The organism is Bariatricus massiliensis, from assembly GCF_900086725.1.
In the GTDB taxonomy this organism is placed as follows: domain Bacteria; phylum Bacillota; class Clostridia; order Lachnospirales; family Lachnospiraceae; genus Allocoprococcus; species Allocoprococcus massiliensis.
Window position 1 is genome coordinate 962,206 of the sequence record NZ_LT574837.1, and the last position, 23,967, is coordinate 986,172.

Here is a 23,967-nt window from a genome sequence, read left to right on the forward strand (position 1 = left end):
AATACCACCCAACCATTTCTGATTAAGTGGTACTTATATTTCAATTTCGTATGGTAAGAGGTCTTCCCCTTCCTCATAATCGGGACAATCAGTATTATCAAAGCATACCTCATACGGTTTATACGTGCCTTGAGGATACTTTTCGCACCAAGCCCTACCTATGTGTTCCTTTTCTGCGAATTTGCACGTCCTGCATTTAATCTTTTCGACATCTGGCATCTGCATTCCCGACATGGGCCTTAATCCATTTAATCTACTCATAGCACCTGCCCCTTTCTACCTGATAACCTCCATAACAACAGTTACTTTTCCAGATACTTCTTTTATTTCTTTGATTACGAAACTCGTACCTGCCTGTAATATAAACTCTGCTTCTGTTCCTACTGACACGCCTTTCTCTTTGCCATCCCATTCTCCCCATGTATTTGTATTACCAAAGGCACTGAATGGTTCTGCATATATCCCTTTCGTTCCTTTAGGTGCCAATATCTCGTATGATATCTTATCCCGGAATCCTGAATCTGCTGAAACACCGGTGCTGAAAAATGCTTGGTCAGTAATTGGCATACCTGCAAATTTTCGATTTATAGCAGATATATTTGAAGGAACAATTTTACTTTTATCAATACCGAGAAGGCCCGCAAGTGATTGCACGTCAGAACCTCTGAACAGCCACATGTCTTTAGGCAGTTCAGACTTATTGATTGCATCCTTTAAGCCGCGTATATATTTCTCTGCCCCCTCATTATCAAGCGAAACTTTCCCTATTCCAACAAAATTATCCCAGCTCCCATCATATCCTCTCAGTGGTCGATTGAATCTGCCTGAACCTTCGGTATAGCGAAAAGCTGAATCCTTCTCTAACGGAGTGAGCTTCGGCCAGAGTTTTTCTGTTTCTGGACGGAGTAATTTATCGGCAAATTTTCTACTTTCAAATCTCTCTGCTTTTATTATACCCTGTTTTGCTGTATCCTGCAAGGAAACGGAATTCAAATGTTGTTTGGCATACTTCTTCTGTACCCCCTTATTAACAGATACCGCTCTTGCGCTTGTTCCCTTATCAAATCCGACGACCTGTTCCCTGTCCTTACGACGGTGCAGATGTTCCTTGCCGTCAACATAGTTCTTCAGTCGTGCCTCTTCCTGTTTCAATTTGACTGCAGCTTTTTCAAATGCTTCCTCATCTCCCAGTTCATCATACAGCATGCATTCCCTTTTCTGTTTCCGGACATCCCGTTCGAGCGCACGCTGTACCTGCGTTTCTTTGTATAGTGCATTGTTTGCATCCATGTCCTCCGTGGGAAAATAACGCTGAATATTCACTCCGGGAACAAATGGCCGCTTATGATGTCCGCAGTTGATTCCAAGGATACCGTCTGGAGCTCCATAACTGGATGAGCTCCAAGGATAATACTTTATCTTCTTCCCGTTTACATCCTCCGTATATCCGCTGGTATTATCCAGCGAGAATATCTTTCCTTGGTCCTTTGCACACTTGGGACGTGCCCCGGAATGGCTATCTATGGCAATCAGATTGACACCTGCATCTCTGCAACGCGCCGTTTGCACTTCATCCGCTGTGTTCTTAGCCGTATTCCGCATGGCCATATTAACATAAGCCTCCGGTGTCCAGTTCCTGCCCTTCTTATCCACAAACGCAGGAATTCCTTTCTCGCTAAATTCCCGGATGCACTTCCTCATAGCCTGCTGGCGAGACTCAGTTCCAATCGTAGCTGCGGTGGCGTGTTTATTTAATAAGTCAATAAAGCTCTGCTTATCAGCGATTTCTTCTGCAGTCTTAACAATGCTGTTCACAAGCCCTTTATACGCTTCTTGAGCTTTATACAACATCGTCGTATTACTCTTGTTTAGAACATCTTTTGCCTGCCTGTTCATGGCCTTGACCGCCTGTTCCACATTCCTGCTTTTAGATGCCGCAACGGCTTCTCCGGCAAGGTTCCGCTTTGCAAGATACTGCAGTCCCGGGTCAATCGCGTTGATTGCTTCCTCTGCCATATCCTGCAGCATCCTTTCAGCTGCAGTCTGACTGATTCCGGCCATTTGAGAGATAAGCTTAATATTCTCCTGATTCAACTTCCCGATTTCCGCAAGTTTCTGAAGCTGCCACTTGTCCGACGCAATAGGCTGTTCATAGCCTTTTAAATGCCGGACAATGTTCTGCATCAAAGAAGATTCCAAATCTATGTATACACTGTCAATCCGCTCTGCCGCCTGTTGATTCTCCAGAAGATTCATCTACATCATCACCTCCGGACTCTGGTACTTCATCATTTGCCTCTTCATCTTCTTCGCTTTCTGTCCAATCGATATCCTGTCCGGTTATCTGATTATCCTGTTTAATGCGTTCTAATTCTTTTTTAGCCTCAGCCTCGCCGCACTTATTAATCTCCATAATTGCGGCTATCTTTGAGCGCAGACCGGCTTGTACAAGATTGATATTCCGGTCGACCGTAGTATTGGTGTCTTCAATGATAGAATCATCAAGGTCCACTGTAACCTCTATATCCCCTGAACCTTTTTCAAGAAAATACAGTGCTTTTACCATGCCTACCAGTGCCGTACTTACAGGTGTTTTATGTTTCTGTAGATTTTGATATAGGTCATCCTTATCTGATATGACTTCTGTTGCAGTTTTTACACCACCCTTGTCAAACTTATACCGGCCCGTACCCATACCACATTTCAAAGACATTAGGTCCAAACATTTATTAATGCCCTGTTCGTGCTCAGCCGCCCGAATACTCATATCTACTTCTGTGGGCTTCATATCACCCTGCCTGTCTCCCGGCATTACAAAATAGACTGTATCATTCGGGTCAAATACTGGTTCTGCATTACCAGCCTTCTGCATATCTATTTTTGCTTGGCTATAAGGTACTAAGATTCTCTTACGTCCGAGCACAAACTCATTCATATAGCTATCATAGACCAAATCGCTACCTTTGACTTGGTCAACGGCATTTGCAAATACGGAGATTCCCATGGGACTATCAAGCTCTAAGTTATTAACAATATTCGGCGTGATAATCTGGAAGAGAGGCTTATCACACTTTGTGGGGACAATTTCCTTAATATCGTCTGGAAGCTCCGCCTCGTCTCCTGTCTTCGCATCCAGATACTTATTTTCAATATAGTATAGATTTGCGTCCTCTCCTTTTTCCCTTATCCCTTTTCGGTGTAACTGCAGGTAGATTCTTTCTTCCTCATTGACTGTCTTAATACTTCCAAATGCACACTCAGTAATATCCCCGTTATCCCAAGATAGTGGGTAAATCATATCTGCTCGTATATAATCAATCATCGGATTCTCGTCTGCATCCAGATATTCAACCAATGCCCCTGTACCTAGCGCAAACGTAATTTCTATGAGCTGGTTGGCACGCACAAAAAAGTTATTAGTCTCTAGGATTTCTAATAACTTCTCATCAAAATCCCCAGCTTTTATTGCCACCTTTTCATTCAACAAGAGGTTAGCCCAGTCTTCACAGACCTTCTTCGCCATTCCCAGCTTATAACGTTCCTGCTTCTTGCTCTGGATGCCGTCATATATCCAGTATGTATGGAATTTCTTGACACTGCCCCGATACCACGCAAGCCAGTCCGAAATATGATTGTACGTGGAATCGGCAACTGTTCCAAAGCTCTTGCGTTTCTGTAAGTAATTCTGTATTACTCCCATTTCTATCACCTCCTTCTTATGCAGCGATATACAAGATGTCATCCTGCACCGCTTCTGTGCTGTATTCTGTGCTGTCCAAACTATCCACATTCATCAGACCATCATCAAGCCTGATATCCTGATGCGGCTTTTTATCATCATACACAGCCTGTTCAAATGCTTCTATGATGTGAGTGCAATGCTTCATGACTTTCCACCTGTTTTGTGCTATCAGGCTGTTATAAAAAGCAATTCGGTCATTAATTGGCCCCTTAATCGCATTTTTGATATCAATAGCTACATGCGCCTGCATACAGGCAGATTCCAGTCCGGCAATCAGAGTCTGCTCTGCACTATCACAATATGCCTCATATACCTTGTACTTTATCCTTGCCCGACGAACAAAACCTACAAAGTCATCCTGTAACTGCTTTGGATTGATACGTTTTTTGCAGTAGTATTCATCCAGAACAACTACTTGTTTATAGCCTTTCGTAAATCCTGTTAAAGTAAAAGAATGAGCCGACTTCGTACCTCCGAAATCGACCCCGATTACTGCATACATGATTTCATTGTCCAGCAGCCACTTGCTGGTTATTATATAATCAGCCACGTTATCCGCAAACTGCTGATAAATAAGCCCCTCTGCCGCCACCCAATACCCGAGTATAAAACGCTTGTAAAATACACTTCCGTGTGCCCAGCGCCTCTTGTAGCTCTCAAGCATCTTAGGGGATAATGTTAAATTATCGGTCATTTTAAAATGCAGATGATATACTCTTTTTTCTTTTGCGCACAGGATGTATTCTTCCCGGATGTAATGGTGAGGACCGACCGGGTTGCAATTCATCCAAATTTTAAATCCCTCTACCGAACATCGACCAATGGCTTGGTCTATAAAAGACTTTGGAAAAAGTGCCGCCTCATCCAGATAAGCTCCTGCAGCCGTCAATCCCTGCAATGCATCTTGTGCGGCTTCTGTATTTGCACCGTATAGATAGTAAACATTACTGCCAATCTCTACTCTTGCATCAGTTCCAGAACGGATATATGTATATGGCCACCCCCACGCTTCCAGTATCTGGAGCATAGGTCGGATGACGTTCTTTTTCAGCGCCCCCATCGTCTTTCCTGCCAAGATAAAGGACTCTCCCGAAAACATTTCCTGTGACCAGGTAAGGAAACCAATGATGCAGGCTATTGTCTTTCCCGAACGGATTGCTCCATCCGCAATAACAAAATCATTATTTGCAGATACAAGTCCGGGCCTCCACCAGTGCATAAGCCGTTTTTGTTGATTCGAAAAGGGCATAAACTTAAATGCCGTCGGCTTCTTCTGCTTCTTTGGCATCGTCCTCAACCTCCTCAGCAAACAAATTATCAAGCTCCTCTTGTGTTGGGTTCATAGCCTTCAAGAAGGATTGTATATTCTCCTCCGCCCCGTTAGCATCTCCAACCTCCTGCTCTCTTGCCCTCTTAGCTCTATCAGTCCGGATACGCTGCTCTTCCTCATCAGCTTCCGTCTGCTGTGATTGTCCTGCATACTGGGCAACAAAATTGGCAGCCTTAACGTCTCCCTCAAGTGCTGCCCGTATCATGGACATCAGCATTGCTGACTCAAGGGTACTGTCTACCCCCAGCGCCTTCAATACCGGTGTCATATCCGTATTCACTTCTGTTGTTAAAAGCAGGTTCAGGGTCTTTCGGAAGTTGGCCTTACGCCGCCTTGCCTCACCAGATGTTTTTCCTGCTCTTTGTGCTAATTCCCGGCGTTCCTCCGGAGTTCGATTCATATTTGCATCCTTTATGTTATCATAGCCGGCCACTTCACCACCTTCAATTCTGGCTTTCTCAAAATAATACCCACATCAATTTAATAGTTCTTTATGATTAACTCCCTGTAACGACGTGGGTTAGTTTTCGTTGCAAGGTTATCCAGCCTTTCTACTTCAACAATATGATATCCTGTATATAATTCCCTAACTTCCGGACAATCATTGTAAGATAGCACGAATTTCCCCGTAATTCGGGAAAGCGCATCCCGCAAACGTGTATGGTCCTCCGGCTGAAATCTATCAGGATAATATTTTTCTGCTTCATAGTAGGGTGGATCCAAATAAAACAATGCCGACTCCCGGTCGTATGTCTTCAACAACCGTTCGAAGTCAGCATTCTCAATTACTACTCTGTTCAATCGCTCTGATACTTCCTGCAGGTAAGATATTGTCTTCTGCATATCCCGTGACCGCACACCAAACGACCGAAGGTCCGCACCAAAGCTTAACTTGATTCTACAATAGAACCTTGCGGCTCTCTGTATGTCTGTCATTCCCCGGATATCATTCTGGGAAATATAGTCAAAGAACTGTTCACGGGATACGAAGCTCCACTCAAGTTCTTTCTGCAGCGCTTCTGGATGATACTTGACACAGCGAAATAGGTTTACCAAATCCCCATTGATGTCGTTGTATACTTCCATGTTTGCATGCTTTTCTCTGTCGAACAACACCCAGCCTGCACCTCCAAATACTTCGATGTACCTGTCAAAGTGTTCTGGGAATTGTTCAATGATTTTCTTCTTTAGCAGCTTCTTGCCGCCAATCCAAGATATAAAACTATTCATGTCTAACCCTCTTTCTGTAATACTGTTCGTGGGTATTATTTCAAGAGGTTGTATATATTAAAAAACCTTTCGGCTCTTTAACCTGTTTTATTGCATTAGAAAAGCACCCCGGAGGGTGCTCTTCTATAAATATATTAACATATTAATCAACCTATAATTTATATCCTTTTTTTATAAACAACTAAAACAAAATAAATAACCTATTTAGTCTTCAATTAACCTCCTCATTAACCTACCTTTAATATACCCCATCCTTTTACGCTTTACAATAGTTTTTTTACATTTTTTTTATATTTTTAACCATTCTGCATCCGGTCTCACAATTCTTCTTGAATTCACATAAGCCCACTCCAAAGTTAATATTGTTTTTCCTACATATCTATATTCTGACTTATCAACAACTAAAGCTAAATCGGCATATTCCCTTCCAAATAGAAATAGCGGAAGCAATAGCTGTATTTTAGATTGCATAGTTCCTTTATCTGTATAGAATTGTGGTATAGCTAATTTGTAGTTTCTTTTTACCTTTTCTGTTATAGTTTTTACAGCATTTTCCAATAAAGCCTTAATAATATGCTTATCACTCAAACCTAATTTTTCAAATCGTTCATAGTTATCATCTATGATATGATCATAATCGATGTACAACTGAAGTTTTTTATCATATATAAAGTCTGCTGGATTTGTAAAATAATCTGCAATTTCTGGATAATATTTAAATTTTGACATCTCTGAATCAGTCTTTTGATAAAATCCTATCAGAAACCAATTTTGCCCTGACCTAGCATAAGCACTTGTATTTTTCCCAAAGTATGCATAAATATCTGTACCATTACTACGTGTTAATAAGCCCGTGTTAAAACACATATACTCATCGTTATCACACACTAAAATTTTATAACGTTCTTCGTTCCGCTTGATAGAATCTTCCTGCTTTAATCTATCATATGTATAACACAAATAATTATATAATATTTTGTTTTCATTTTCCCCTGAATAATTCCATTGTTCATCTTGCGCCATCTTAGACAAATAAAATAGTTTTTTAGTTTTTACCTCTTTAGTTCCTAGAAAAGTATCTCTTTCCAAATTAAATTCAGGTTTATATAAATTTATATCTCCCATAAAATCTCCCTCCACACAATGTATATTCTCATAATACTCCATATTCTGGCAATATTCAACAAAAACACCCTATCTGTCGACATTTGACGAATAGGGCATTTCTGTAAAGTAAACAATCGTGAGGAGGGTCATTGAAGACCAAAAAAATCATGCACTGTTGTTTCCAACTCGGCTTAATATCATATTAGCACTTTGGAAACGGAAAAAACGGAAAAAGCGGAATAACTTTCATTGTTTCATAAAATTTTCAAATTCCTTGCGGATACTCTCTCCTGACTTTGCCTTCAATAACACCGCTACTTCATCCCATGACAATCGATTAAAAAACTTATATTTGATAATTCTCTGCATCCGGAATGGAATATTTATCATCCACTCTTCGACCCGAAGCTTCAACTCTTCTGCAGCCTCCCGTTGTATTTCCCGAAGCCTTCTCTCATGCCGTAGCCGGTCCGAGTCTTCATCTGTCTCTACTACTCCCCCCAGCGCGAAGGAACGCTCCTCGTAGGGCCATTCCGGATTGCTGCCCTTGACCTTATCTTGGACTATCCTTCGTTTACCTTCGAGTTTCTTGATCTCCTTTTCTGTCTCCTTCAAGAATTCACAAGCATCTATGTAATCGCTCAGGACTGACTTTTCCATTGGCATCCCCTCTCCTCATTTTTTTAATTATCTCAGACACATCAGGATACTGATATGGTGTACGTTCAAAACAACGCTTGGCATCAGCTCCGGGATTGATTGTCTCCAGTTCGTCCAAGTGTCGCACCTGACTGAATTTATTACTCCCCGACATCCACACCCTCCTCTATCCTAACAATAATTTCTCTGGGCCTGCCCAGCTCTATATCGCCTGTGTACTGGAAGACTCGTTCCTCTTCTGCGTATACCGTAATCGTCCAGCCCTCTAATCGCTTGTGCGTATCAATGCTGACCGCAGGCTCGTCCGGAGAAGGATTTGTTTGTTCTGTTTCATCCTCCTCTCGAACTTCCTCGTTATCATTCGATGTTCCTCGGACCAAGTCCGAACATGCCGTAATAAGTATTACCGTAAGTAGCATAATAGCCGCTACTATGATTTTATTTTTCAATTTCTTACCTCCGTCAAATCTCAGTTTACGCGCCCAAGAGCTTTTTTATATGCAGCTTCTCTACACTCATCGCCTGATGCAAAATCTCTGTCAACCCACGGTGCACCAGAACGGCAATCGGGACACCAAAAATGACATTGCAATTTGACACCAATTCCATTTCTATTAGTGTGTATATGCGGTTCTGTACACTGCATTTTACCCCCGCAATATGGACATATGACTACATATTCATCCATGCTTTTCCTCCTTAAAGGTTAATTTAACGAATCAATTTCTTCCAAGTCCTTATACTGCACGCTCTTCTCCCGTCTACCGCCAGCGCTGTAATGAAATCCAGTATCTGTGATTTTTGTTATTTGCACGCCGCAGCATCCAGCACCGTTAGGATGGTAAAAGCTGACCGTATCGCCCACTCTAAATCTCTTTCCATCGTCTCCAACGATATGCTTTTCTGTTCTATACTTCATATTTGTTCAGCTCCTTCTTATGCTTTATGTTCATCTTTGATCTTTCGGATTCTTGCTTTCAGGCTCTGCATCACCCACTCTTGCACATCTTCTTTTCGCTTTAGGGCTTCCATGACATCCTCGTCACGGGTACCCGTGCAGATCAGGTGATGCACGATGACCTTTTCCTTCTGTCCCTGACGGTGCAGCCTTTTATTGGCCTGTGTGTATAGCTCATAATTCCAAGTCAGGCCGAACCATATTACGTGATTGCCGCCCTGCTGCAGGTTCAGTCCGTAGGCGCTGCTGGCAGGATGGGTAAGCAGGATATCGACCTCATGGTTATTCCACGCATCCTCATCCTGTGTCGTCTTCAGCTCACGGACCCGTAATCTCGATTTCTCCAAAGCCTTTTGGATACGCGCCCTGTCATGTTGGAAATTATAGAACACCAACGCCGGTTTTCCCTGCAGGGATTCTATCAATTCCAGAAAGGCTTCTATCTTGCAGCCATGAACTTCATGGGCTTCATGGCCTTCGTCGTAGATTGCCCCGTTCCCAAGCTGCAGGAGTTTGTTGCTTAAGGCCGCTGCACTGGTAACACTGATATCATCTTCTGCTTCTGGAAGTTCCAGCACCATTTTCCTCTCCAGTTCGTGGTAAGCCTTCGAGGCCTTATCATCCAGAACAACGGGTATCTCATGGTATGTAACATCAGGAAGCTGCAGATAATCCTCTGCCTTCATGCTGATGCAGATATCCGATATCTTCTCCAGAATACTATCTTCACTACCGGGTTTCGCCTTGTAGTTGTATATCACGTTCTGCCCACGTTCCCCGGGGTCGAAATACCGCTCCCTGAACTGCGTATACTTCCTGCCCAGCCGTTCACCGCCGTCCAGCAGATATATCTGGCTCCACAGGTCGTCAAGGCCATTTGGCGACGGAGTTCCAGTAAGCTCCACCAGCCGCTCTATGTGCGCCCCGATGCTGGCCAATGCCTTGAAGCGTTTCGCCTTGTGGCTCTTGAAACTGCTGGACTCATCCACGACCACCATGTCAAAGGGCCAGCTGTTCCGGTAATAGTCTACCAGCCACACCACATTTTCCCGGTTAATGACATAGATATCCGCAGGAGTGTTGAGGGCACGAATACGCTTTGCCTGACTGCCAAGGACCGATGATATGCGCAGCATCTTTGTATGGTCCCACTTATCCTTCTCTTTTGCCCATGTTCCCTCCGCCACTTTCTTCGGTGCTATCACGAGCACCTTCCTGACTTGGAACCGGTCATACTTCAGCTCTTTGACAGCCGTCAGCGTGGTCACTGTCTTGCCTAAACCCATATCTTGCCAAATACCAACTTTTTTGGTGTCTATAATTTTTTGAATACAAAATCTTTGATACTCATGTGGTACAAATTTCATTTTTCAATCACCTCAAACATCCACATGCCCTTGTTAAATTTTTCCCATGCCTCCGACATAGATATCTTAATGCCCACCACTTTCCGAACAATTCCTCACCTGCGGCTCTTAAATTTTTAAATTCCTTAATTTCTCCAGTAATTGGTGAAAATGCTCTAACAGGTATATCGTTCTGGTTTCCCATATCCCTCGAATACCGAATGTTATAGCCTTGGTCACACCACTCAAGGTTAACCAATCTATTATCCCGAGGGTCTACGTTAATGTGATTCACAATTTCATACCCCATGGGGTTATCTAAAAAAGCCTCCGCCACAAGTCTATGAATATACCTGTGCTCTACTTTCCCATGACTACAAAGATTAACTCTCAGATATCCTCCGGTATTCACATATGGCTTAAGAATTAGGTTATTCCTGTATGACCAAACATTTCCCATTTCATCAATACCGTAAAGTCCCTCATATCCTGCAATGTCCTTAACCATCACACGTTCTCCTTCACAGCTCGTATTTGCTATCAATTTCTTTGCTTACCTCCCCATACCCGTAATCCTGAAAGAACTGGCTGACTCCATCGATGCCCTTGACTACTTCCACCTGCTGGCCAAGTTTTCTCAGCCGGTCTATCTGTACTTTTTGTAGGGCGCTCAGTTTCCCGGTATCCGACTTCAGCTCGACGAAGACCGGCACCCTGTCCGGAAAGATAACTATCCTATCTGGGACACCATCGTTCCCGGGGCTCACCCACTTATAGGCCCGACCTCCCTGCCGCTTGGCTTCCCTTACCAAGATTTTTTCAATTTCTGCTTCCCTCATAATTCCTCCTCCCGCCTACCTTCGTGCGCATACGCGTATATGATGTGTCCGTATTAGGCGATTTAGGTAGCGCGGTATACTATTTTATTATCTATTTTTTTACTTATATAGAAAGTTTGTAGTTTATGTAGTTATATATTAGTTTTTGTTGATTTTATGGCGTTTTCCCTGACTACAAAGTAGCGACTACATTGTGTTTTTTATGTAGACTGTGTAGTCTTGAAAAAACTACGTACTACAAACTTTTTCTGCTCAACTACATTCTTTTGTAGTTACTTTTTCGAAACATCTCTGGGAACCATATGGTTCATATTTCCTCGGTGTCTCCAGCCTTTTCCAGTCCTTGAACCCAAGCAGGATATTATTGATTTCCACACTATCCCGGCGCTGCATAAGCCGGGGGTCTCCCCCAAAGCACTCACACCATATCTCTACTGCGCATACATGTACTCTCTCTGTCAGTCTACGGTCATCTGATAATTTCAGATTCCCATTCAAGTACATCCGCCTATCTGACAGTTTCATCTTGCCCCAGTTATCCGGGACCTTCTTATCCAGAAATTCCCGGATGAGTCCCTCTTTCCCTGAAGACTCCTTGTGGCTGTCCTGCGCCCTCTCGGCCATCTTTTCTATTTCCTTTGATAGATATAATGTCTCCCCTAATTGCCAGTACGCATATGCCTCCGCCCATATCTGGTCTGTCTCTTGAGGCAGCTGTTCCCACACGGACTTCCCTGCCGGGTGTATTCCCACATCCACCGGCCAAAAGCGCCGGTTTCCTGTTGCGTCTTTCAAAAACTCGCTGTCATTGGAAGTCCCGAAGAACACGCACCGGCGGGGATACTTGTCTGTCCTGCGACCATATGCCGCACGATAGATATCATGTGTCTTGCTTAAGAACTGTTTGATAACCTGTGTTTCTTGCTTAGTAAATGCAGAAAGTTCCCCCACCTCATTGAGCCATGTCCCCTGTATCAGCTCAGCAGCCTCCTTTCCCTCAAACGTCGTCAGGGAGTCCGAGAACCAATCCTTCCCGAGGATGCTTAAGAACGTGCTCTTTCCTATTCCTTGTGGCCCTGTAAAAATTGGCATATAGTCAAATTTCACCCCGCCGATGACGGCTCTTGCCACTGCGGCACATAATGACTTCCGCATGACCGCACGGGTATAAGCCGTATCCTCTGCGCCAAGATAGTCCACAAGTAACGTGTCCAGACGCTTCACGCCGTCCCATGAGAGTCCCTGCAGGTATTCTTTCACATCGTTGATTCTGTGCTGCTGGCCGACGATCATAAGTGCATTATCAAGCTTCTCTCTTCCAGTGATACCGTAGAACAGTTCCATATAATTATAGAATCCGGCATCGTCAAAGTCCTTCCAGCGCCGTTTCCCCTCTTCCCTGCTCCACGGCAGCCTTCCCAGCACCATGCCGCAGCTGGCGAATTCATCGGTCACTATCTTTCCTTTCAGCAAGGGGTCGTTCTCTAGGACAAGGGCCGCATTGTTGATGGTCTTTTCTATCTGGCCATTGCTATTCCTCGTGAGACGCCCTATCCAGTCAAGGTCGTATTCTTCCCGTGCCGGTCCTGTCCCCGGCACCGGCTCAGTCCTAAAAGCCTCCTGTGCTTTTTCATAACGTTCTTTTGCTATTAGGTCTGCTACGGTCTTATCGGATAAGGCCAGTTTGCTCATCTCCACAAAAGACGGCAGCTTATTGACCGGGGTCCCTTCTTTTGATTCGGCATCCTTGTCGCCATAAATATGCAGCCGTACCATGTCAAAAGCATTTACGAGCTGTCCGGAACAGGGGTCTGTCGCATGATGGGAGTATAGGAATAAGTCCCCGTCATAGACAATAGCTCCCCCAATCGTAGAGCCTCCTGTGAAGGTATAGCGCCCCTCCATAGTGGTCTCTTCGTACATCCCCGGTATGAACTTCTCCATAGCCTGCGTGATACTGTAAGTCCGGCAGAACGCGCCGATGACTCCTCTCTTTGTCGTCGGGTCCTCCTGCTTAGCAAGACGCCTCCGCTCTACGGCATCCGCCCCGGGTACCTGAGGCCATTGCTGGATATCATGCCAGTCGCCATACATGGAAAGCAGGCCTTCAAGGCTGCAGAAGGGATTGTCATATACTTCAAATATGTACTCGCTATCCTTACAGCAGCTCGGCCAATACATCAGCCGCGACACATCGAACGTAGTCGGGTCGCAGAATTCTATCCCGAGAAGGGATGCCAGTTTCCGTGCAGCCGGTTCATACTCATCTGCCGTCGCTGTCCGGTCAAGCGGCACGATAACTCGCAGCCGCGGAGCATAGCCTGCGTGCTTGCGCGTGCTGTAGACTGCCGCAGCACAGCCAAGTCCTGAAACTCGTTTTAAGATATCCTCTGTGCCTCCTGCAGGTATATTGTCCATATCCAGCGTAAGAAGGTCCCGGCCCTCTGCATGGGAGGCCTTTCTCCGGTCTCCCGCAAAAGTGCCGCCCACGAACCCGCCCACATCCTTTAGTTCGGACTGCTGGTGCTTCGTCATGGCCAGATACTCTTCCAAAGTCTCCGTGCTCCTGACTGGAGTCCTTAATCTATCCGTGAACTCGGACCAGAGGATTTCAGTTCTCGGCCAATGCTTCATATTCCGGCTTCCAGCCATGCTGATAAGCATCTTCCTGTTGTTTACCACTCCCCTGCCTCCTTAGTCTTTCATATAATAATTGCTTTCAAATCCTGCGCCCTTTAAGATGAGCCCCGGCGCCCAAGATATCGGTTCTGCCATTAGGTCACATATCTCATCCACGGTCACGTCCATGGGCGCATCGATGATGACCTCGTCATGTACGTGGAAGACGACCTGTAAGCCTCGGGCATCGATACGCTTCAAGGTCTCGGCCAGACAGTCGCGGGCGACCGCCTGTATGATGTTCTCGGTCATCTTCCCGCCATAGGTGGATGTGACTTCCCATTTCCTCGTCTGCTGTCCGACCGTATAATAGTGGATGGCCATCTTCCCGAACTGATTCTCCTGAAGGAACGGTTTGGGGTAGAACAGTTTCCTGCCGCTGGGCAATTGCACCGTAAGAAAGGACTGCCCATAGGTCAAGTCGCCCTCTACAGCGAAGATGAGCCCGCGGATGCCTTGCGGCTGTGCTGTCTGCATCACCGTCAACGCAGCCTGTTCTACCGCATACCATAGATCCCGGATTCTTGGATTCGCGTTCCTCCACCGCTGCACGATGTCAGGAAGCTCCTCTTCTGACAGCCCCATGTTCAGTGCCCCCATCGTAATGAGGGCGTTGACCCCGCCCTGATAACCGAGGGCCAGCGTGGCCACCTTGCCTTTCTGTCGGAGGGCATACTCCGGATTTCCCTTTATTATCTTCTCCACTGGTACGCCGAACATCTGTGAAGCCGTGGCCTCATAAATCTTTCCATGAGTGGCGAATACCTCATTGACCCACTGTTCCCCTGCGAGCCATGCGATTACCCGCGCCTCAATGGCACTGAAATCCGCTACCACGAACTTATGACCTTCTGAGGGTATAAAAGCAGTCCTGATTAACTGTGATAATGTATCCGGTACATTTCCGTACAACAGTTTCAGACCGTCGTAATTCTGAGCCTTTACCAAATTCCTTGCATAATCCAGCGTTTTCAGGTAATTCCTTGGAAGGTTCTGCATCTGTACCAATCTTCCGGCCCACCTGCCGGTCCTGTTCGCACCATAATACTGGGTCAGTCCCCGGACACGCTCATCCGTGCCCTTTGCGGTATCCATAGCAACGTATTTCTTTATGGAGGTCTTCCCCATCTGCTGACGAATTTCAAGTACCCGCCGTGCCTTCTCAGAAAGTCCTTTCCCTTGGAGCAATTCCTCCACCGTTGCCTTCTGCAGGTTGGGCGCATCTACGCCCTCTTTCTGTAACCATGCAAGAAGCTGCTGGGTGCTGTTCGAGTTCGCCAGTCCCGTAAGGCAGTATGCCTCCTGCACCAGTTCATTGGTGCTGACCGCATCGATCATCAGCGCACCAGCGATCAGTTCTGAATCCACACGTACCCCAAAAGCATTCATCTTGATGTCCATCTGCCAAAGCCTTATCTCTTCTTCGGGCATAGGGAACTGCTTCAGCCGTCTCAGGATCTCATGCTCTGTCACTACGTCCTGCCTGCAGTATTCTTTGAACAGCTCCCATTTTTCAGGGGCGTGCGCTGGCAGATTCCACCGCCTATTCCCGTTAGATTTCGTCGGCTTACATGGCACGCAGAAATACCGGATGAGCGCTTTCCCAGCCGTCAGCTTCTGCTTGTCCTGTGGTAGGCCGATTGCTTTTCCGGTGGCGTCCAGTCCTGCGGTATAGCCGCAGTACAGGCCATGCGCCATCGTGCACCTCCATTGTTCAAGGGGCGTGCTGTATCCGGCCCGATTGAGGCAGTACCACTCGAAAGCCGCATTATATGCATGTTTGATGACATCCGGACGCCCAAGTGCGTTCAGGATATGTTCCGGTATTATTTCTCCAGATGCTAGGTCTACGATTTGTACTTCCTGTGAATCCCGCTTATATGCGAACAAGAGAATCTCAAAATCCTCGGACTGGGCGTATTTATATAGACCTGCTTTTCCGATGTCTACACTACTTTTTGTCTCAATATCTATACTCAGATGATGTGTCGCCATAAATCTCTCCTGTCAATGAAAGGGGCGTGAACGCCCCTCCTGCTTAAAATGGCAATCCGGTAATCGGATTGATGTTAGACTGCGCCGGCTGTGGCTGTGCTGGTTGGGTATAAGCCGGTTGCACTGGCGGCTGTCCGTAAGCTGGCTGTGCATAAGGATTCGGCTGCTGTGCTGCCTGCGGTGTCCCGAAAGCCTGTGCAGCGCTCAGGGCACTGCCGCCAAGTGCTTCTCCATCTTCCAACTTCTGTACAGGGCCGAGTCCGCAGCCAATACCCTTTTTCCCGCCAAATGCGTAGGGATAGAATGTCACATTGACACGTCCATACATCCCGCTGTAGACCTCTGACTGATTGATGATAGGGTTCCCCATCTTATCTACGACCTCCGGGGGATAATCCACCTTCGCGCTGGCAGTGAACACCCAGCAGCCTTTACATTCCGCGCCAAAAGCCATGCCGTCAGACGGCCGGACACCATCCCCGTCATACACCGGAGTAGGCACGAGCGGCGGGCACTGTCCATTCCACTTCTCGGATATCCCTCTCTGCTTTGCCGCCTCGATAGCAGCGTTAATGCGCCCCATCGTATCGGTGTCGCTCTTTGGCACAAGAACCGTCACCTGATACTTCTCTTCCTGCCCCGGCTGATACGCGTAAGGTTTAAATAGATGCACATAAGACAATCTCACTTTTCCTGTTGTTACGTTACTTAAATTTTCCATATCCTTATTCTCCTTCTTTAAATGCCTCTGCGGCTGTTATTTTATTCGTAATTGCGTCCCGTTTATCTGATTCCTTTACCAGTGCCGGCTTCCCGGGGTTCTTGACCACCATGCTGCCGACACAGGTGTCAAATTCCTTCTTCCCCAGCATCTTCTCAATCTGTGCAAGGGTAAGCGGCTTCTTTTCCCACAGAAGTGCTTCCGGCGTCCCACTGGCCTGCAATGCCTCGAATGCCTTGTCCATATCTATCCAATCCCGGGAGCCGCGGCCTTCCACGGCTTTCCATCCGGGCACCTCGTTTCCGGCAAGGCACTCGGCCAGCGCCCATTCCTGTAAGTCCTTCTGGTATTTTGCCACATCGGCCAATCTTGCCAGCCGTTCTCCCGCCTCTGCGTGTGTGATGAGCGGCGGAAGCTCTCCAAGGTCAAATGCCTGCTTCACGTTATAGTCCGACCGAGCGCGGCACTGGGCCTTTGCCCGGCAGAACCTACAAGTTGATACGTCCGGCGCAAAATCTCCCTTCCCGTCTATAGCGAGAACTGCGCGTTCTTTTACATACTTACCGAACTCTAGCAACTCCTCCAGCGTACATCCCCATTCGGATACACTATCGAGCCGCGGCTGGATGATGGTCATCTTGATATTCTGTATAGGGTACAGCAGCTTGTAAGTGTCGTAGGCTCCCAACGCGTACAGCATCATCTGTGGATTCTTCTCTGCGCTGACCGGAACCCCTTTTCCGTATTTGAAATCAATGATATGTATGGTATCACCATGGATCAGGATACAGTCCGCCGTGCCAAAGCCTCCCGGCGCCCATGCGTCATAATAAAACTTCTGTTCAATCACTGCACCAGGTTTGCTGGCAAGACCGTTGGCGAGAACTTTGATGTAATCGAGATACTCTTCCGTATATCCGTCCATTTCGTTCTGCCACAATTCTTCCTTTTTCAGTTTATTCACCCGCCGGGTGAACTTCTGCCTTCCAAAATCCACAGGGTGGAAATAATGCCTTACTTTCAGTTCTGCGAGCTCATGCGCGATAGTCCCTTCTTGCGCCGCCTCTGATGAGGTATCCGGGAACTGTTCCTCCAGCTTCGCGCTGGGAGTACAATTGAGCCATCTGTGGGCGCTCGATGCACTCAATAGTGCATGCGCCCTCTCTTCCTGCGCCATTATATCTGTGCCCCCAATCCCCGAAGTGCGGTCGCGAAATTACCGTACTGCTCTGGCGGCAGCATGGGAAGCGCTTCCACGCCGTATCCTGCAAGCAGGCTTTGAAGCTGGGCCTGCATCCCCTTGTCCATTAAGGTCATTGCCGCCTGCCGTAGCTCTTCCGCGGTATAGGCACGGGTGGTCGTGGGAACCGCTGTCGCCTGAGTTGCTGCCTGTTGTATCGGTCGTGGAACTTCCGGCGCCGGTTGCGGTGTCACCGGTACAGCCGGCTGAGCTACCGGAACCGTCTGGGATACTGTCGGCACAGCTGTAATTGCCGGCTGAGCATTCTGCGCCACCGTCTTATCATCTGCCCGAGTGGCACGTCCAGCCAGCCCTGTGATTGCAGCCACTATTGCAGAGACCGCCTCTTCGTCTACCTTGATCGTTACATGTACATCCATCTTTGAAATCCTCCTTAAAATTTTAATTATTTGACTTTTTCTCCATTTTGTCCGATAATGAAGATGATTGATTAACTATGCGCCTGTTTGGAGTTCCCGCTCCCGGGCGCGTTTTTCATGTAGTCCGCAGCCATATCTACCAGCTGTACGACCTGATGAGGGCTCAGCTCCGGAACCAATGTCTGCACAAGGACATACATCGCTGTCCCTCTCCTATCATGTTCTGCACACTTCTCGAGCTCATGCTGTACTTTTTCACGAAGTTCTTCATAATTAACTTCTTCCATTCCTTCCCACCATCCTTTCCAATCCTGCGAAGAACTTATACCATACATAGCCTGCAACTGCCAGCAATGCGCCCAGCACAACATACACGATTGCCAGAACTAATGTACTGACCGGATTTTTGGCCACAGCTTCGGCGAATATACATAACGCTAAGCCGAATAGGCTAATCCCGATACATACCCTCTGTGCAATCTCACAGGCAAGTTCCTTCATGTGGCGCCTGCGGATTCTTTTTCTTAATTGTGTCACTGTGATTCTAACCTCCCCTCTAACTCTTCTAAACTTATCTTCAGAAAATCTGCTAAGTCACGCTTATTGATTTCATAAGAGCACTGTGACGTTCCAGATTCCTTGGGACTGATGACCCGCCCAAATTTCCACACTCCAATACGAAGCTTATGACGGACTTCCGGCGCGCCACAGCCAATTACACGCGCAGCTTGACTCGCTCTAAGAATGTCATACACTTTGTTACACCTCCTCTTCTTGTTTGTAACTTATATTTTTGGTATAATCTTCCTAATCAAATGATGAAAGGAATGATTGTATGAAACTCAATCCAGATTGTATAAGAGATATCCTGCTTTACGTGGAATTAAATTCCGATTTAAGACATTTTATATCTATTTCTCCGTCAAACCTGCCTACTGAACTAGAAAAGTATTCATCTGACGAAGTAATGTATCATATAAAACAAGCGGAATTATCTTCTCTTATTGAAACTCCATCTTGGTACTTAGATGGTGGTTGCTTGATTAAATATCTTCTACCAGAAGGACACAAATTTCTTGCCGACATCCGCGAAGATACAAATTGGAATAAAACTAAGGAAATTGCAAAATCTGCTGGTTCTAACTCTCTTGATGCTTTGAAACAGATAGCAACTGGTGTTGTCTCGGCAATTATCAAATCTCAACTTGGGCTATAGATACATCCATTACAAGAGTCAGTTCTGCAATCCCTTTATTTTTTGTGGAACTGACAATTTTGTAATTCTTAAGACATTCCATTTTTTCATCATCTAAATATATATTTCCATCTCTAATGGTTAATCTTTTCACCTCTCACACCACCCCCTTCTCTTTGTCCAATATTACCAATTGATTTCCCCATTAAGAAATGCTATAGTAATTTTATCGAACACTAGTTTGTTTTTATGCTGCCTTGAATAATTCCTCAAGTTGCATATTGGGAGAAACGATTTTTCTAATGACAAGAACTTCGTTCCAAGTAAATGCCGTAGCGCCATTTATTTTATTTCTTAGACTTCTTTCTGTGATACCTATTTTTAAAGCTAATTCATGGATAGTAATATCGGCTTTTACCATTTCTCCCCTAAGTACTCTATACATTAAATCACTCCTTTCTTTTCCGTCAACGGTTATCATGTGTGTATTATATAGCCGTTAATTACTATTGTCAACACAATTTTAGAATGTTTTTTCCGTTAATTATTATTTTGTAACTTTTGACGGAAATATTTTTCTTGACTCTATCCGTTGACGGTGCTATTCTCTACTTATAAGGAGGATTGGAGAATGGGATTAGAAAAGATAGAAGAATATAAAAGACGACTTGGAATGACTACGGCAGAATTGGCAGAAAAATCCGGTGTACCCAAAGGCACCCTCGACAAAATTTTATCTGGTGTAACTAAAGACCCCAAACTCGAAACCTTAAAAGCTATTGCCAGAGTTCTTGGGTGTACGCTAGATGATTTTGACGATGAACCTCAAGCACGAACTATAGAACCATCTTTTGAAGATGTTGAATCTCTTATAGCTCGCAATGGTAAAGACTTTTCTACAGAGCAAAAAATGAAATTAATCAAGCTTTTGTCCGAAATAGATTTGTAAGGATTGGTTTACTTGAATAACAACTATATAAGACAGGCTGTCACAGATACGATAATTAAATGCCATATAAGTACTTTCCCAATAGATTGTTTTAATATATTAAATCGCTTCGACTATAAGGTGTGTACATATTCTGAACTTCAATCACGAAATTTAGAATTGTATAAAATGTGTGTTTCATATTCTGAAGATGCTTTTCGAATTGGAAATATGCATATAATTGCCTATAACGATAAGAAGCCCCCAAAACGAATCCGTTTTTCACTCATGCACGAATTAGGGCATCACATTTTAGGGCACAAAAATGATACCCCTGAGAATGAAGAAGAAGCTAACTATTTTGCCAGTAATATCCTTGCACCAAGAATCGCAATGTATTATGCAAAGCTAAAAACAGTTGCTGATGTCAGTGAACTTTTTGAAATTTCCTCTTCTGCTGCTTACTATGCTGCCCAAGATTTCTCTGAGTGGTGTAACGAAGTATGCCAGTCTGGGATGCATGACTATGATAGAAGTCTATATGCACATTTTTATAACAGTGTATATAATGGTTTCGTATATTCGATAAAGAAATGTGAATTTTGTGGTGCTACAGTTTATAATGAAAAGATGCCTTACTGCAAGGGTGCGTGTGCTCTTCATGATGAACCTAAACGGACACCTATGTTTGATGTACTTTCTGCCGACGACAGAAAAGTTTTACTACGTCTGGAAAATAATTGGCTTTATGATTTTTAATATAGATGCTTCGGCGTTTATATAAAGTGGTTTTCTCAATATAAGGAACGAAGGAAGAGAGGGAAAAATATGGGGCTAAGATTCAGAAAAAGCATTAAAATTGCTCCAGGAGTAAAAATCAATTTAAACAAAAACAGTATGAGCGCAACTGTCGGTTCAAAAGGTGCCCACTATACTGTAAATCCAAAGGGTAAGAAAACGGCTACTGTTGGCATCCCGGGCACTGGTATTTCGTACACAAAAACATCAAGCACCTCGGGACGTACAGAATATGGCACTGATAACTTCCAAGATAATTCATCGTTTTCAAGTCCAAACAGTCAAACACCGGACGACCCAGACAAGGGCAAATGGTATCAAAAAACTAGTTGGATTATAGCTCTTCTGATTTTATTCTTTCCAGTTGGATTATTTTTGATGTGGAAGTATACGAACTGGAAAAAGCCAATAAAAGTTATTATCACAGCGCTTTTTGCTTTTGTAACCATAAGCGCTATGACTTCTCCCAAACTTGAAAGTATGTCATTATCGGCTGATACGTCTAAAACATATGACATCAATCAAAATATTAAAATAACTGCTGAAATATTGCCTTCAGATTATGACATTCCAGACAGTGCTTTTAAATCTTCCGGGGGTAAAATAAAAATTTCTGACGATTTTATAGTATTCTCAGCTCCAAAAGCCGGCTCATACAAAATCTGGTTAGAATATGGGGGAATCAAAAGTAATACTATTTCAATAAAAACAGAAGATAAAACGGCCATCGAAAAAGAAAAAGCTGCTGTAGCTAAGAAAAAGGCGGAAGAAGAAGCTAAAAAGAAAGCTGAGGAAGAGGCTAAAAAGAAAGCGGAAGAAGAAGCCGCCAGAAAAGCCGAGGAAGAACGAATTGCTGCGGAGCAAGCTGCTGCAAAAGCCGAAGAAGAAGCTCGCATCAAAGCCGAGGAAGAAGCTCAAGCTGCTGAAAATGCCGCTTCGCAAACAGTAAATGAAACTACTGTATGGCTCTCTGCAACTGGAGAGAAATATCATCGCATACCAAATTGTGGAAGAATGAACCCAAACACTGCACGTGAAGTAACTCTTTCAGAAGCTCAATCATGGCATTATGAACCATGTAAAAAATGCTTTTAAATAAATAAAAACCGCCCGGTACTGGAATACCGGACGGCCTCACAACACAATGTCAACTCCGAAGAGCAGACAATAACTCACGTATATATTGTATCATCTTCGGAACAGCTTTGCAATCGAAACATATTTTCGGTGGCTGTTATTTTTATGCCCCAAAATGTGCGATGTCGCACAAAGAAAGGAAGATGACTAATGGCAAAACGAAAAAAATACCCAAAGCTCCCAAATGGTTATGGTCAGATCCGTTACCTCGGTAAAAACCGTCGCAACCCCTACGGTGTGTATCCCCCCTCCACCGAAGTCGATGACATTGGCCGCCCAAAAACTCCTCCGGCAATCTGCTATGTGAAGAACTGGATAACCGGCTTTGCGGTTCTGACTTCCTACCGGGCCGGGACCTACACCCCGGGTGATGAGCGTACACTAGAGTCAAAGAATGATGAAAAAGCCAGTGACCTGATACAAAAGCTACTGGCAGATTATAACCAGTCTCAGAACATAGAACCTCGGGAGCAGCTCCCTACATTCAAGGAGGTATTTGAGCGGTATTATGAGAATAAATTCAAGCGCTCTTACGGACATCGGGAAAAGAAAAGTTCTATGGAGCAGAGCATGTGCGCCGCATTCAAAAACACAAAGTCTCTGCACGACCGGGAATTTGCCAATCTGACACTGGATGATTTGCAGGCCGTGATAGATGCCTGTCCGCTGAAGCACGCCTCCCTCGAACTCATTGTCACCCTGTTTCATCAGATATACAACTATGCGATTCCCAACAACTTGTGTGAGCGTAATTATGCGGATTATGTGAAGATAGAGAAGGAAGATGATGATGTACATGGCGAAGCCTTTACTGAGTCTGAATTGGAAAAACTCTGGAACGATAAAGACCATCCAGCCACGGAGATGATTTTAATTATGTGCTACTCCGGATTTCGTTTTTCTGCCTATAAAACGTTAGATATTAATTTGAAAGAGAAATATTTTCAGGGTGGAATTAAAACAACAGCAGGAAAGAACCGTGTTGTACCAATCCACAGCTCAATTTACGGACTCGTAAAACGCCGTTTAAGACGAGATGGCTCTTTAATGAGTATTTCTCCATATAAGTTCCGAACTGCCATGTATGAGCGGCTCAATGCGCTAGGAATCAAAAAACACACCCCACACGACTGCCGCCATACTTTCTCTGCGCTCTGCGAAAAATATGGCGTCAATGAAAATGATAGGAAGCGGATGCTCGGGCATTCCTTCTCGGATATCACGAATCGGGTATATGGCCACCGAGAACTGGAGGACTTGCGGAAAGAAATTGAGAAGATACAGTTACCCATTAATTTGTTGTAAACGTGTTGTAAACCGTTTCAATTAATAATGATTATTTTGTATTTTTTGTTGCTTCATTTTATCTTATGAAACCTTGTTCAAATCCGCATGGTTGAGGGATTTTTTATAAGAATCCTTGTAAACTCAGGAAAAACTTTGTGAAATAATTAATTTAAGAAATGGTTAAGATTCTTTCTTTTTCTTTTATAAACTCATCATATTTTAGCCACATTTTATCATTATACTTAGAGTCAGATAGTTGATTAACACTCACTATCTCCCCCCTCATAAAGTAGCGCAATCGGGTTTTCCCGATTGCCGCACTTTACTCTCATTCCTTTAGATAACTATAGAAACAAAAAAATCCTCAGACTTCGGTCTGAGGATTTTTCGGTTTT

The 23,967-nt window shown here is 44.8% G+C and carries 29 protein-coding genes; 5 read left to right on the top strand and 24 right to left on the bottom strand.

Annotation, left to right across the window (positions count from 1 at the left end; translation table 11 throughout):
• Positions 1 to 33: 33 nt before the first annotated feature.
• The 22 genes from BN6465_RS10850 to BN6465_RS10955 all read right to left on the bottom strand — a co-directional run bounded on the left by BN6465_RS10850 (position 34) and on the right by BN6465_RS10955 (position 18,982).
• Positions 34 to 261: a hypothetical protein gene (locus BN6465_RS10850; RefSeq protein ID WP_066734632.1), complete on the bottom strand. Its 228-nt coding sequence runs from the start codon at positions 259 to 261 to the stop codon at positions 34 to 36.
• A gap of 15 nt (positions 262 to 276) precedes the next feature.
• Positions 277 to 2,256: a phage minor capsid protein gene (locus BN6465_RS10855; RefSeq protein ID WP_066734636.1), complete on the bottom strand. Its 1,980-nt coding sequence runs from the start codon at positions 2,254 to 2,256 to the stop codon at positions 277 to 279.
• Positions 2,216 to 3,700 (bottom strand): phage portal protein, encoded by a 1,485-nt coding sequence (locus tag BN6465_RS10860; RefSeq protein WP_066734639.1) that lies wholly within the window; start codon positions 3,698 to 3,700, stop codon positions 2,216 to 2,218. The genes BN6465_RS10855 and BN6465_RS10860 overlap by 41 nt, the downstream gene beginning before the upstream one ends.
• Positions 3,701 to 3,716: 16 nt before the next feature.
• Entirely contained in the window at positions 3,717 to 5,030 is a 1,314-nt protein-coding gene (locus BN6465_RS10865; protein ID WP_066734642.1) for a PBSX family phage terminase large subunit, read from the bottom strand.
• Positions 4,996 to 5,472, bottom strand: coding sequence for a hypothetical protein (locus tag BN6465_RS10870; protein WP_154670242.1), 477 nt, complete (start codon positions 5,470 to 5,472; stop codon positions 4,996 to 4,998). Before BN6465_RS10870 ends, BN6465_RS10865 begins: the two co-directional genes overlap by 35 nt.
• 80 nt (positions 5,473 to 5,552) lie before the next feature.
• On the bottom strand, positions 5,553 to 6,302 hold the full coding sequence (locus BN6465_RS10875; RefSeq protein WP_066734648.1) for a DNA adenine methylase: 750 nt from the start codon (positions 6,300 to 6,302) through the stop codon (positions 5,553 to 5,555).
• Positions 6,303 to 6,590: 288 nt separating this feature from the next.
• On the bottom strand, positions 6,591 to 7,427 hold the full coding sequence (locus tag BN6465_RS10880) for a DUF3825 domain-containing protein (RefSeq protein ID WP_066734659.1): 837 nt from the start codon (positions 7,425 to 7,427) through the stop codon (positions 6,591 to 6,593).
• A 228-nt stretch (positions 7,428 to 7,655) separates the two neighbouring features.
• Positions 7,656 to 8,069 carry an RNA polymerase subunit sigma-70 gene (locus BN6465_RS10885; protein WP_066734661.1) on the bottom strand — a complete coding sequence of 138 codons (414 nt, stop codon included), beginning with the start codon at positions 8,067 to 8,069 and terminating at the stop codon, positions 7,656 to 7,658.
• Positions 8,029 to 8,223, bottom strand: a complete 195-nt coding sequence (locus tag BN6465_RS21000) for a hypothetical protein (RefSeq protein WP_199882821.1) — start codon at positions 8,221 to 8,223, stop codon at positions 8,029 to 8,031. The genes BN6465_RS10885 and BN6465_RS21000 overlap by 41 nt, the downstream gene beginning before the upstream one ends.
• Positions 8,210 to 8,518, bottom strand: a complete 309-nt coding sequence (locus BN6465_RS10890; RefSeq protein ID WP_066734663.1) for a hypothetical protein — start codon at positions 8,516 to 8,518, stop codon at positions 8,210 to 8,212. The genes BN6465_RS21000 and BN6465_RS10890 overlap by 14 nt, the downstream gene beginning before the upstream one ends.
• A gap of 257 nt (positions 8,519 to 8,775) precedes the next feature.
• Positions 8,776 to 8,988 carry a hypothetical protein gene (locus tag BN6465_RS10900; RefSeq protein ID WP_066734672.1) on the bottom strand — a complete coding sequence of 71 codons (213 nt, stop codon included), beginning with the start codon at positions 8,986 to 8,988 and terminating at the stop codon, positions 8,776 to 8,778.
• Between the two features lie 17 nt (positions 8,989 to 9,005).
• The gene (locus tag BN6465_RS10905) at positions 9,006 to 10,394 is read right to left on the bottom strand and encodes a DEAD/DEAH box helicase (protein WP_066734674.1); all 1,389 of its coding nucleotides are present in this window, start codon (positions 10,392 to 10,394) and stop codon (positions 9,006 to 9,008) included.
• A gap of 7 nt (positions 10,395 to 10,401) precedes the next feature.
• Positions 10,402 to 10,881, bottom strand: a complete 480-nt coding sequence (locus BN6465_RS10910; protein ID WP_066734677.1) for an NUMOD4 domain-containing protein — start codon at positions 10,879 to 10,881, stop codon at positions 10,402 to 10,404.
• A 13-nt stretch (positions 10,882 to 10,894) separates the two neighbouring features.
• Positions 10,895 to 11,212: a VRR-NUC domain-containing protein gene (locus tag BN6465_RS10915; protein WP_066734678.1), complete on the bottom strand. Its 318-nt coding sequence runs from the start codon at positions 11,210 to 11,212 to the stop codon at positions 10,895 to 10,897.
• Positions 11,213 to 11,464: 252 nt separating this feature from the next.
• A complete protein-coding gene (locus BN6465_RS10920) occupies positions 11,465 to 13,894 on the bottom strand; it encodes a virulence-associated E family protein (protein WP_066734680.1) in 2,430 nt (809 codons plus the stop codon).
• Between the two features lie 12 nt (positions 13,895 to 13,906).
• Positions 13,907 to 15,886: a DNA polymerase gene (locus BN6465_RS10925; protein ID WP_066734686.1), complete on the bottom strand. Its 1,980-nt coding sequence runs from the start codon at positions 15,884 to 15,886 to the stop codon at positions 13,907 to 13,909.
• A 43-nt stretch (positions 15,887 to 15,929) separates the two neighbouring features.
• Positions 15,930 to 16,607: a DUF2815 family protein gene (locus BN6465_RS10930; RefSeq protein WP_066734689.1), complete on the bottom strand. Its 678-nt coding sequence runs from the start codon at positions 16,605 to 16,607 to the stop codon at positions 15,930 to 15,932.
• 4 nt (positions 16,608 to 16,611) lie between these two features.
• Positions 16,612 to 17,784: a DUF2800 domain-containing protein gene (locus BN6465_RS10935; protein ID WP_066734691.1), complete on the bottom strand. Its 1,173-nt coding sequence runs from the start codon at positions 17,782 to 17,784 to the stop codon at positions 16,612 to 16,614.
• Positions 17,784 to 18,227: a hypothetical protein gene (locus BN6465_RS10940; RefSeq protein ID WP_066734693.1), complete on the bottom strand. Its 444-nt coding sequence runs from the start codon at positions 18,225 to 18,227 to the stop codon at positions 17,784 to 17,786. Before BN6465_RS10940 ends, BN6465_RS10935 begins: the two co-directional genes overlap by 1 nt.
• Positions 18,228 to 18,298: 71 nt before the next feature.
• Entirely contained in the window at positions 18,299 to 18,514 is a 216-nt protein-coding gene (locus BN6465_RS10945) for a hypothetical protein (protein ID WP_066734695.1), read from the bottom strand.
• The gene (locus BN6465_RS10950) at positions 18,501 to 18,764 is read right to left on the bottom strand and encodes a hypothetical protein (protein ID WP_066734700.1); all 264 of its coding nucleotides are present in this window, start codon (positions 18,762 to 18,764) and stop codon (positions 18,501 to 18,503) included. Before BN6465_RS10950 ends, BN6465_RS10945 begins: the two co-directional genes overlap by 14 nt.
• Positions 18,761 to 18,982, bottom strand: a complete 222-nt coding sequence (locus BN6465_RS10955) for a hypothetical protein (RefSeq protein WP_066734702.1) — start codon at positions 18,980 to 18,982, stop codon at positions 18,761 to 18,763. Before BN6465_RS10955 ends, BN6465_RS10950 begins: the two co-directional genes overlap by 4 nt.
• Before the next feature lie 80 nt (positions 18,983 to 19,062).
• Here BN6465_RS10955 and BN6465_RS10960 point away from each other — a divergent pair, with 80 nt between their 5' ends.
• Positions 19,063 to 19,443, top strand: coding sequence for a DUF2513 domain-containing protein (locus BN6465_RS10960; protein ID WP_066734705.1), 381 nt, complete (start codon positions 19,063 to 19,065; stop codon positions 19,441 to 19,443).
• On the opposite strand, the gene BN6465_RS20780 is transcribed toward BN6465_RS10960, so the two are convergent.
• Both BN6465_RS20780 and BN6465_RS10965 read right to left on the bottom strand, forming a co-directional pair.
• A complete protein-coding gene (locus tag BN6465_RS20780; RefSeq protein WP_154670243.1) occupies positions 19,421 to 19,576 on the bottom strand; it encodes a hypothetical protein in 156 nt (51 codons plus the stop codon). The genes BN6465_RS10960 and BN6465_RS20780 overlap by 23 nt on opposite strands.
• A 93-nt stretch (positions 19,577 to 19,669) precedes the next feature.
• A complete protein-coding gene (locus tag BN6465_RS10965) occupies positions 19,670 to 19,867 on the bottom strand; it encodes a hypothetical protein (protein ID WP_066734708.1) in 198 nt (65 codons plus the stop codon).
• A gap of 186 nt (positions 19,868 to 20,053) precedes the next feature.
• On the opposite strand from BN6465_RS10965, the gene BN6465_RS10970 reads away from it, so the two are divergent.
• The 4 genes from BN6465_RS10970 (at position 20,054) to BN6465_RS10985 (ending at position 23,590) form a co-directional block, all read left to right on the top strand.
• Positions 20,054 to 20,371, top strand: coding sequence for a helix-turn-helix domain-containing protein (locus BN6465_RS10970; protein ID WP_066734709.1), 318 nt, complete (start codon positions 20,054 to 20,056; stop codon positions 20,369 to 20,371).
• Positions 20,372 to 20,383: 12 nt separating this feature from the next.
• A complete protein-coding gene (locus BN6465_RS10975) occupies positions 20,384 to 21,109 on the top strand; it encodes an ImmA/IrrE family metallo-endopeptidase (protein ID WP_066734710.1) in 726 nt (241 codons plus the stop codon).
• Positions 21,110 to 21,178: 69 nt separating this feature from the next.
• Positions 21,179 to 22,243, top strand: coding sequence for a DUF4236 domain-containing protein (locus tag BN6465_RS21230; protein ID WP_066734711.1), 1,065 nt, complete (start codon positions 21,179 to 21,181; stop codon positions 22,241 to 22,243).
• 192 nt (positions 22,244 to 22,435) lie between these two features.
• The gene (locus BN6465_RS10985; protein WP_066734714.1) at positions 22,436 to 23,590 is read left to right on the top strand and encodes a tyrosine-type recombinase/integrase; all 1,155 of its coding nucleotides are present in this window, start codon (positions 22,436 to 22,438) and stop codon (positions 23,588 to 23,590) included.
• Positions 23,591 to 23,967: the final 377 nt, after the last annotated feature.

Coding starts and splice junctions, on each gene's coding strand:
- BN6465_RS10970 (WP_066734709.1), top strand. CDS start 20,054: ATGGGATTAGAAAAGATAGAAGAATATAAAAGACGACTTGGAATGACT.
- BN6465_RS10930 (WP_066734689.1), bottom strand. CDS start 16,607: ATGGAAAATTTAAGTAACGTAACAACAGGAAAAGTGAGATTGTCTTAT.
- BN6465_RS10910 (WP_066734677.1), bottom strand. CDS start 10,881: ATGGTTAAGGACATTGCAGGATATGAGGGACTTTACGGTATTGATGAA.
- BN6465_RS10925 (WP_066734686.1), bottom strand. CDS start 15,886: ATGGCGACACATCATCTGAGTATAGATATTGAGACAAAAAGTAGTGTA.
- BN6465_RS10985 (WP_066734714.1), top strand. CDS start 22,436: ATGGCAAAACGAAAAAAATACCCAAAGCTCCCAAATGGTTATGGTCAG.
- BN6465_RS10850 (WP_066734632.1), bottom strand. CDS start 261: ATGAGTAGATTAAATGGATTAAGGCCCATGTCGGGAATGCAGATGCCA.
- BN6465_RS10870 (WP_154670242.1), bottom strand. CDS start 5,472: ATGAATCGAACTCCGGAGGAACGCCGGGAATTAGCACAAAGAGCAGGA.
- BN6465_RS10860 (WP_066734639.1), bottom strand. CDS start 3,700: ATGGGAGTAATACAGAATTACTTACAGAAACGCAAGAGCTTTGGAACA.
- BN6465_RS10865 (WP_066734642.1), bottom strand. CDS start 5,030: ATGCCAAAGAAGCAGAAGAAGCCGACGGCATTTAAGTTTATGCCCTTT.
- BN6465_RS10875 (WP_066734648.1), bottom strand. CDS start 6,302: ATGAATAGTTTTATATCTTGGATTGGCGGCAAGAAGCTGCTAAAGAAG.
- BN6465_RS10855 (WP_066734636.1), bottom strand. CDS start 2,256: ATGAATCTTCTGGAGAATCAACAGGCGGCAGAGCGGATTGACAGTGTA.
- BN6465_RS10960 (WP_066734705.1), top strand. CDS start 19,063: ATGAAACTCAATCCAGATTGTATAAGAGATATCCTGCTTTACGTGGAA.
- BN6465_RS10915 (WP_066734678.1), bottom strand. CDS start 11,212: ATGAGGGAAGCAGAAATTGAAAAAATCTTGGTAAGGGAAGCCAAGCGG.
- BN6465_RS21230 (WP_066734711.1), top strand. CDS start 21,179: ATGGGGCTAAGATTCAGAAAAAGCATTAAAATTGCTCCAGGAGTAAAA.
- BN6465_RS10885 (WP_066734661.1), bottom strand. CDS start 8,069: ATGGAAAAGTCAGTCCTGAGCGATTACATAGATGCTTGTGAATTCTTG.
- BN6465_RS21000 (WP_199882821.1), bottom strand. CDS start 8,223: ATGTCGGGGAGTAATAAATTCAGTCAGGTGCGACACTTGGACGAACTG.
- BN6465_RS10965 (WP_066734708.1), bottom strand. CDS start 19,867: ATGTATAGAGTACTTAGGGGAGAAATGGTAAAAGCCGATATTACTATC.
- BN6465_RS10880 (WP_066734659.1), bottom strand. CDS start 7,427: ATGGGAGATATAAATTTATATAAACCTGAATTTAATTTGGAAAGAGAT.
- BN6465_RS10900 (WP_066734672.1), bottom strand. CDS start 8,988: ATGAAGTATAGAACAGAAAAGCATATCGTTGGAGACGATGGAAAGAGA.
- BN6465_RS10935 (WP_066734691.1), bottom strand. CDS start 17,784: ATGGCGCAGGAAGAGAGGGCGCATGCACTATTGAGTGCATCGAGCGCC.
- BN6465_RS10945 (WP_066734695.1), bottom strand. CDS start 18,514: ATGGAAGAAGTTAATTATGAAGAACTTCGTGAAAAAGTACAGCATGAG.
- BN6465_RS10940 (WP_066734693.1), bottom strand. CDS start 18,227: ATGGATGTACATGTAACGATCAAGGTAGACGAAGAGGCGGTCTCTGCA.
- BN6465_RS10905 (WP_066734674.1), bottom strand. CDS start 10,394: ATGAAATTTGTACCACATGAGTATCAAAGATTTTGTATTCAAAAAATT.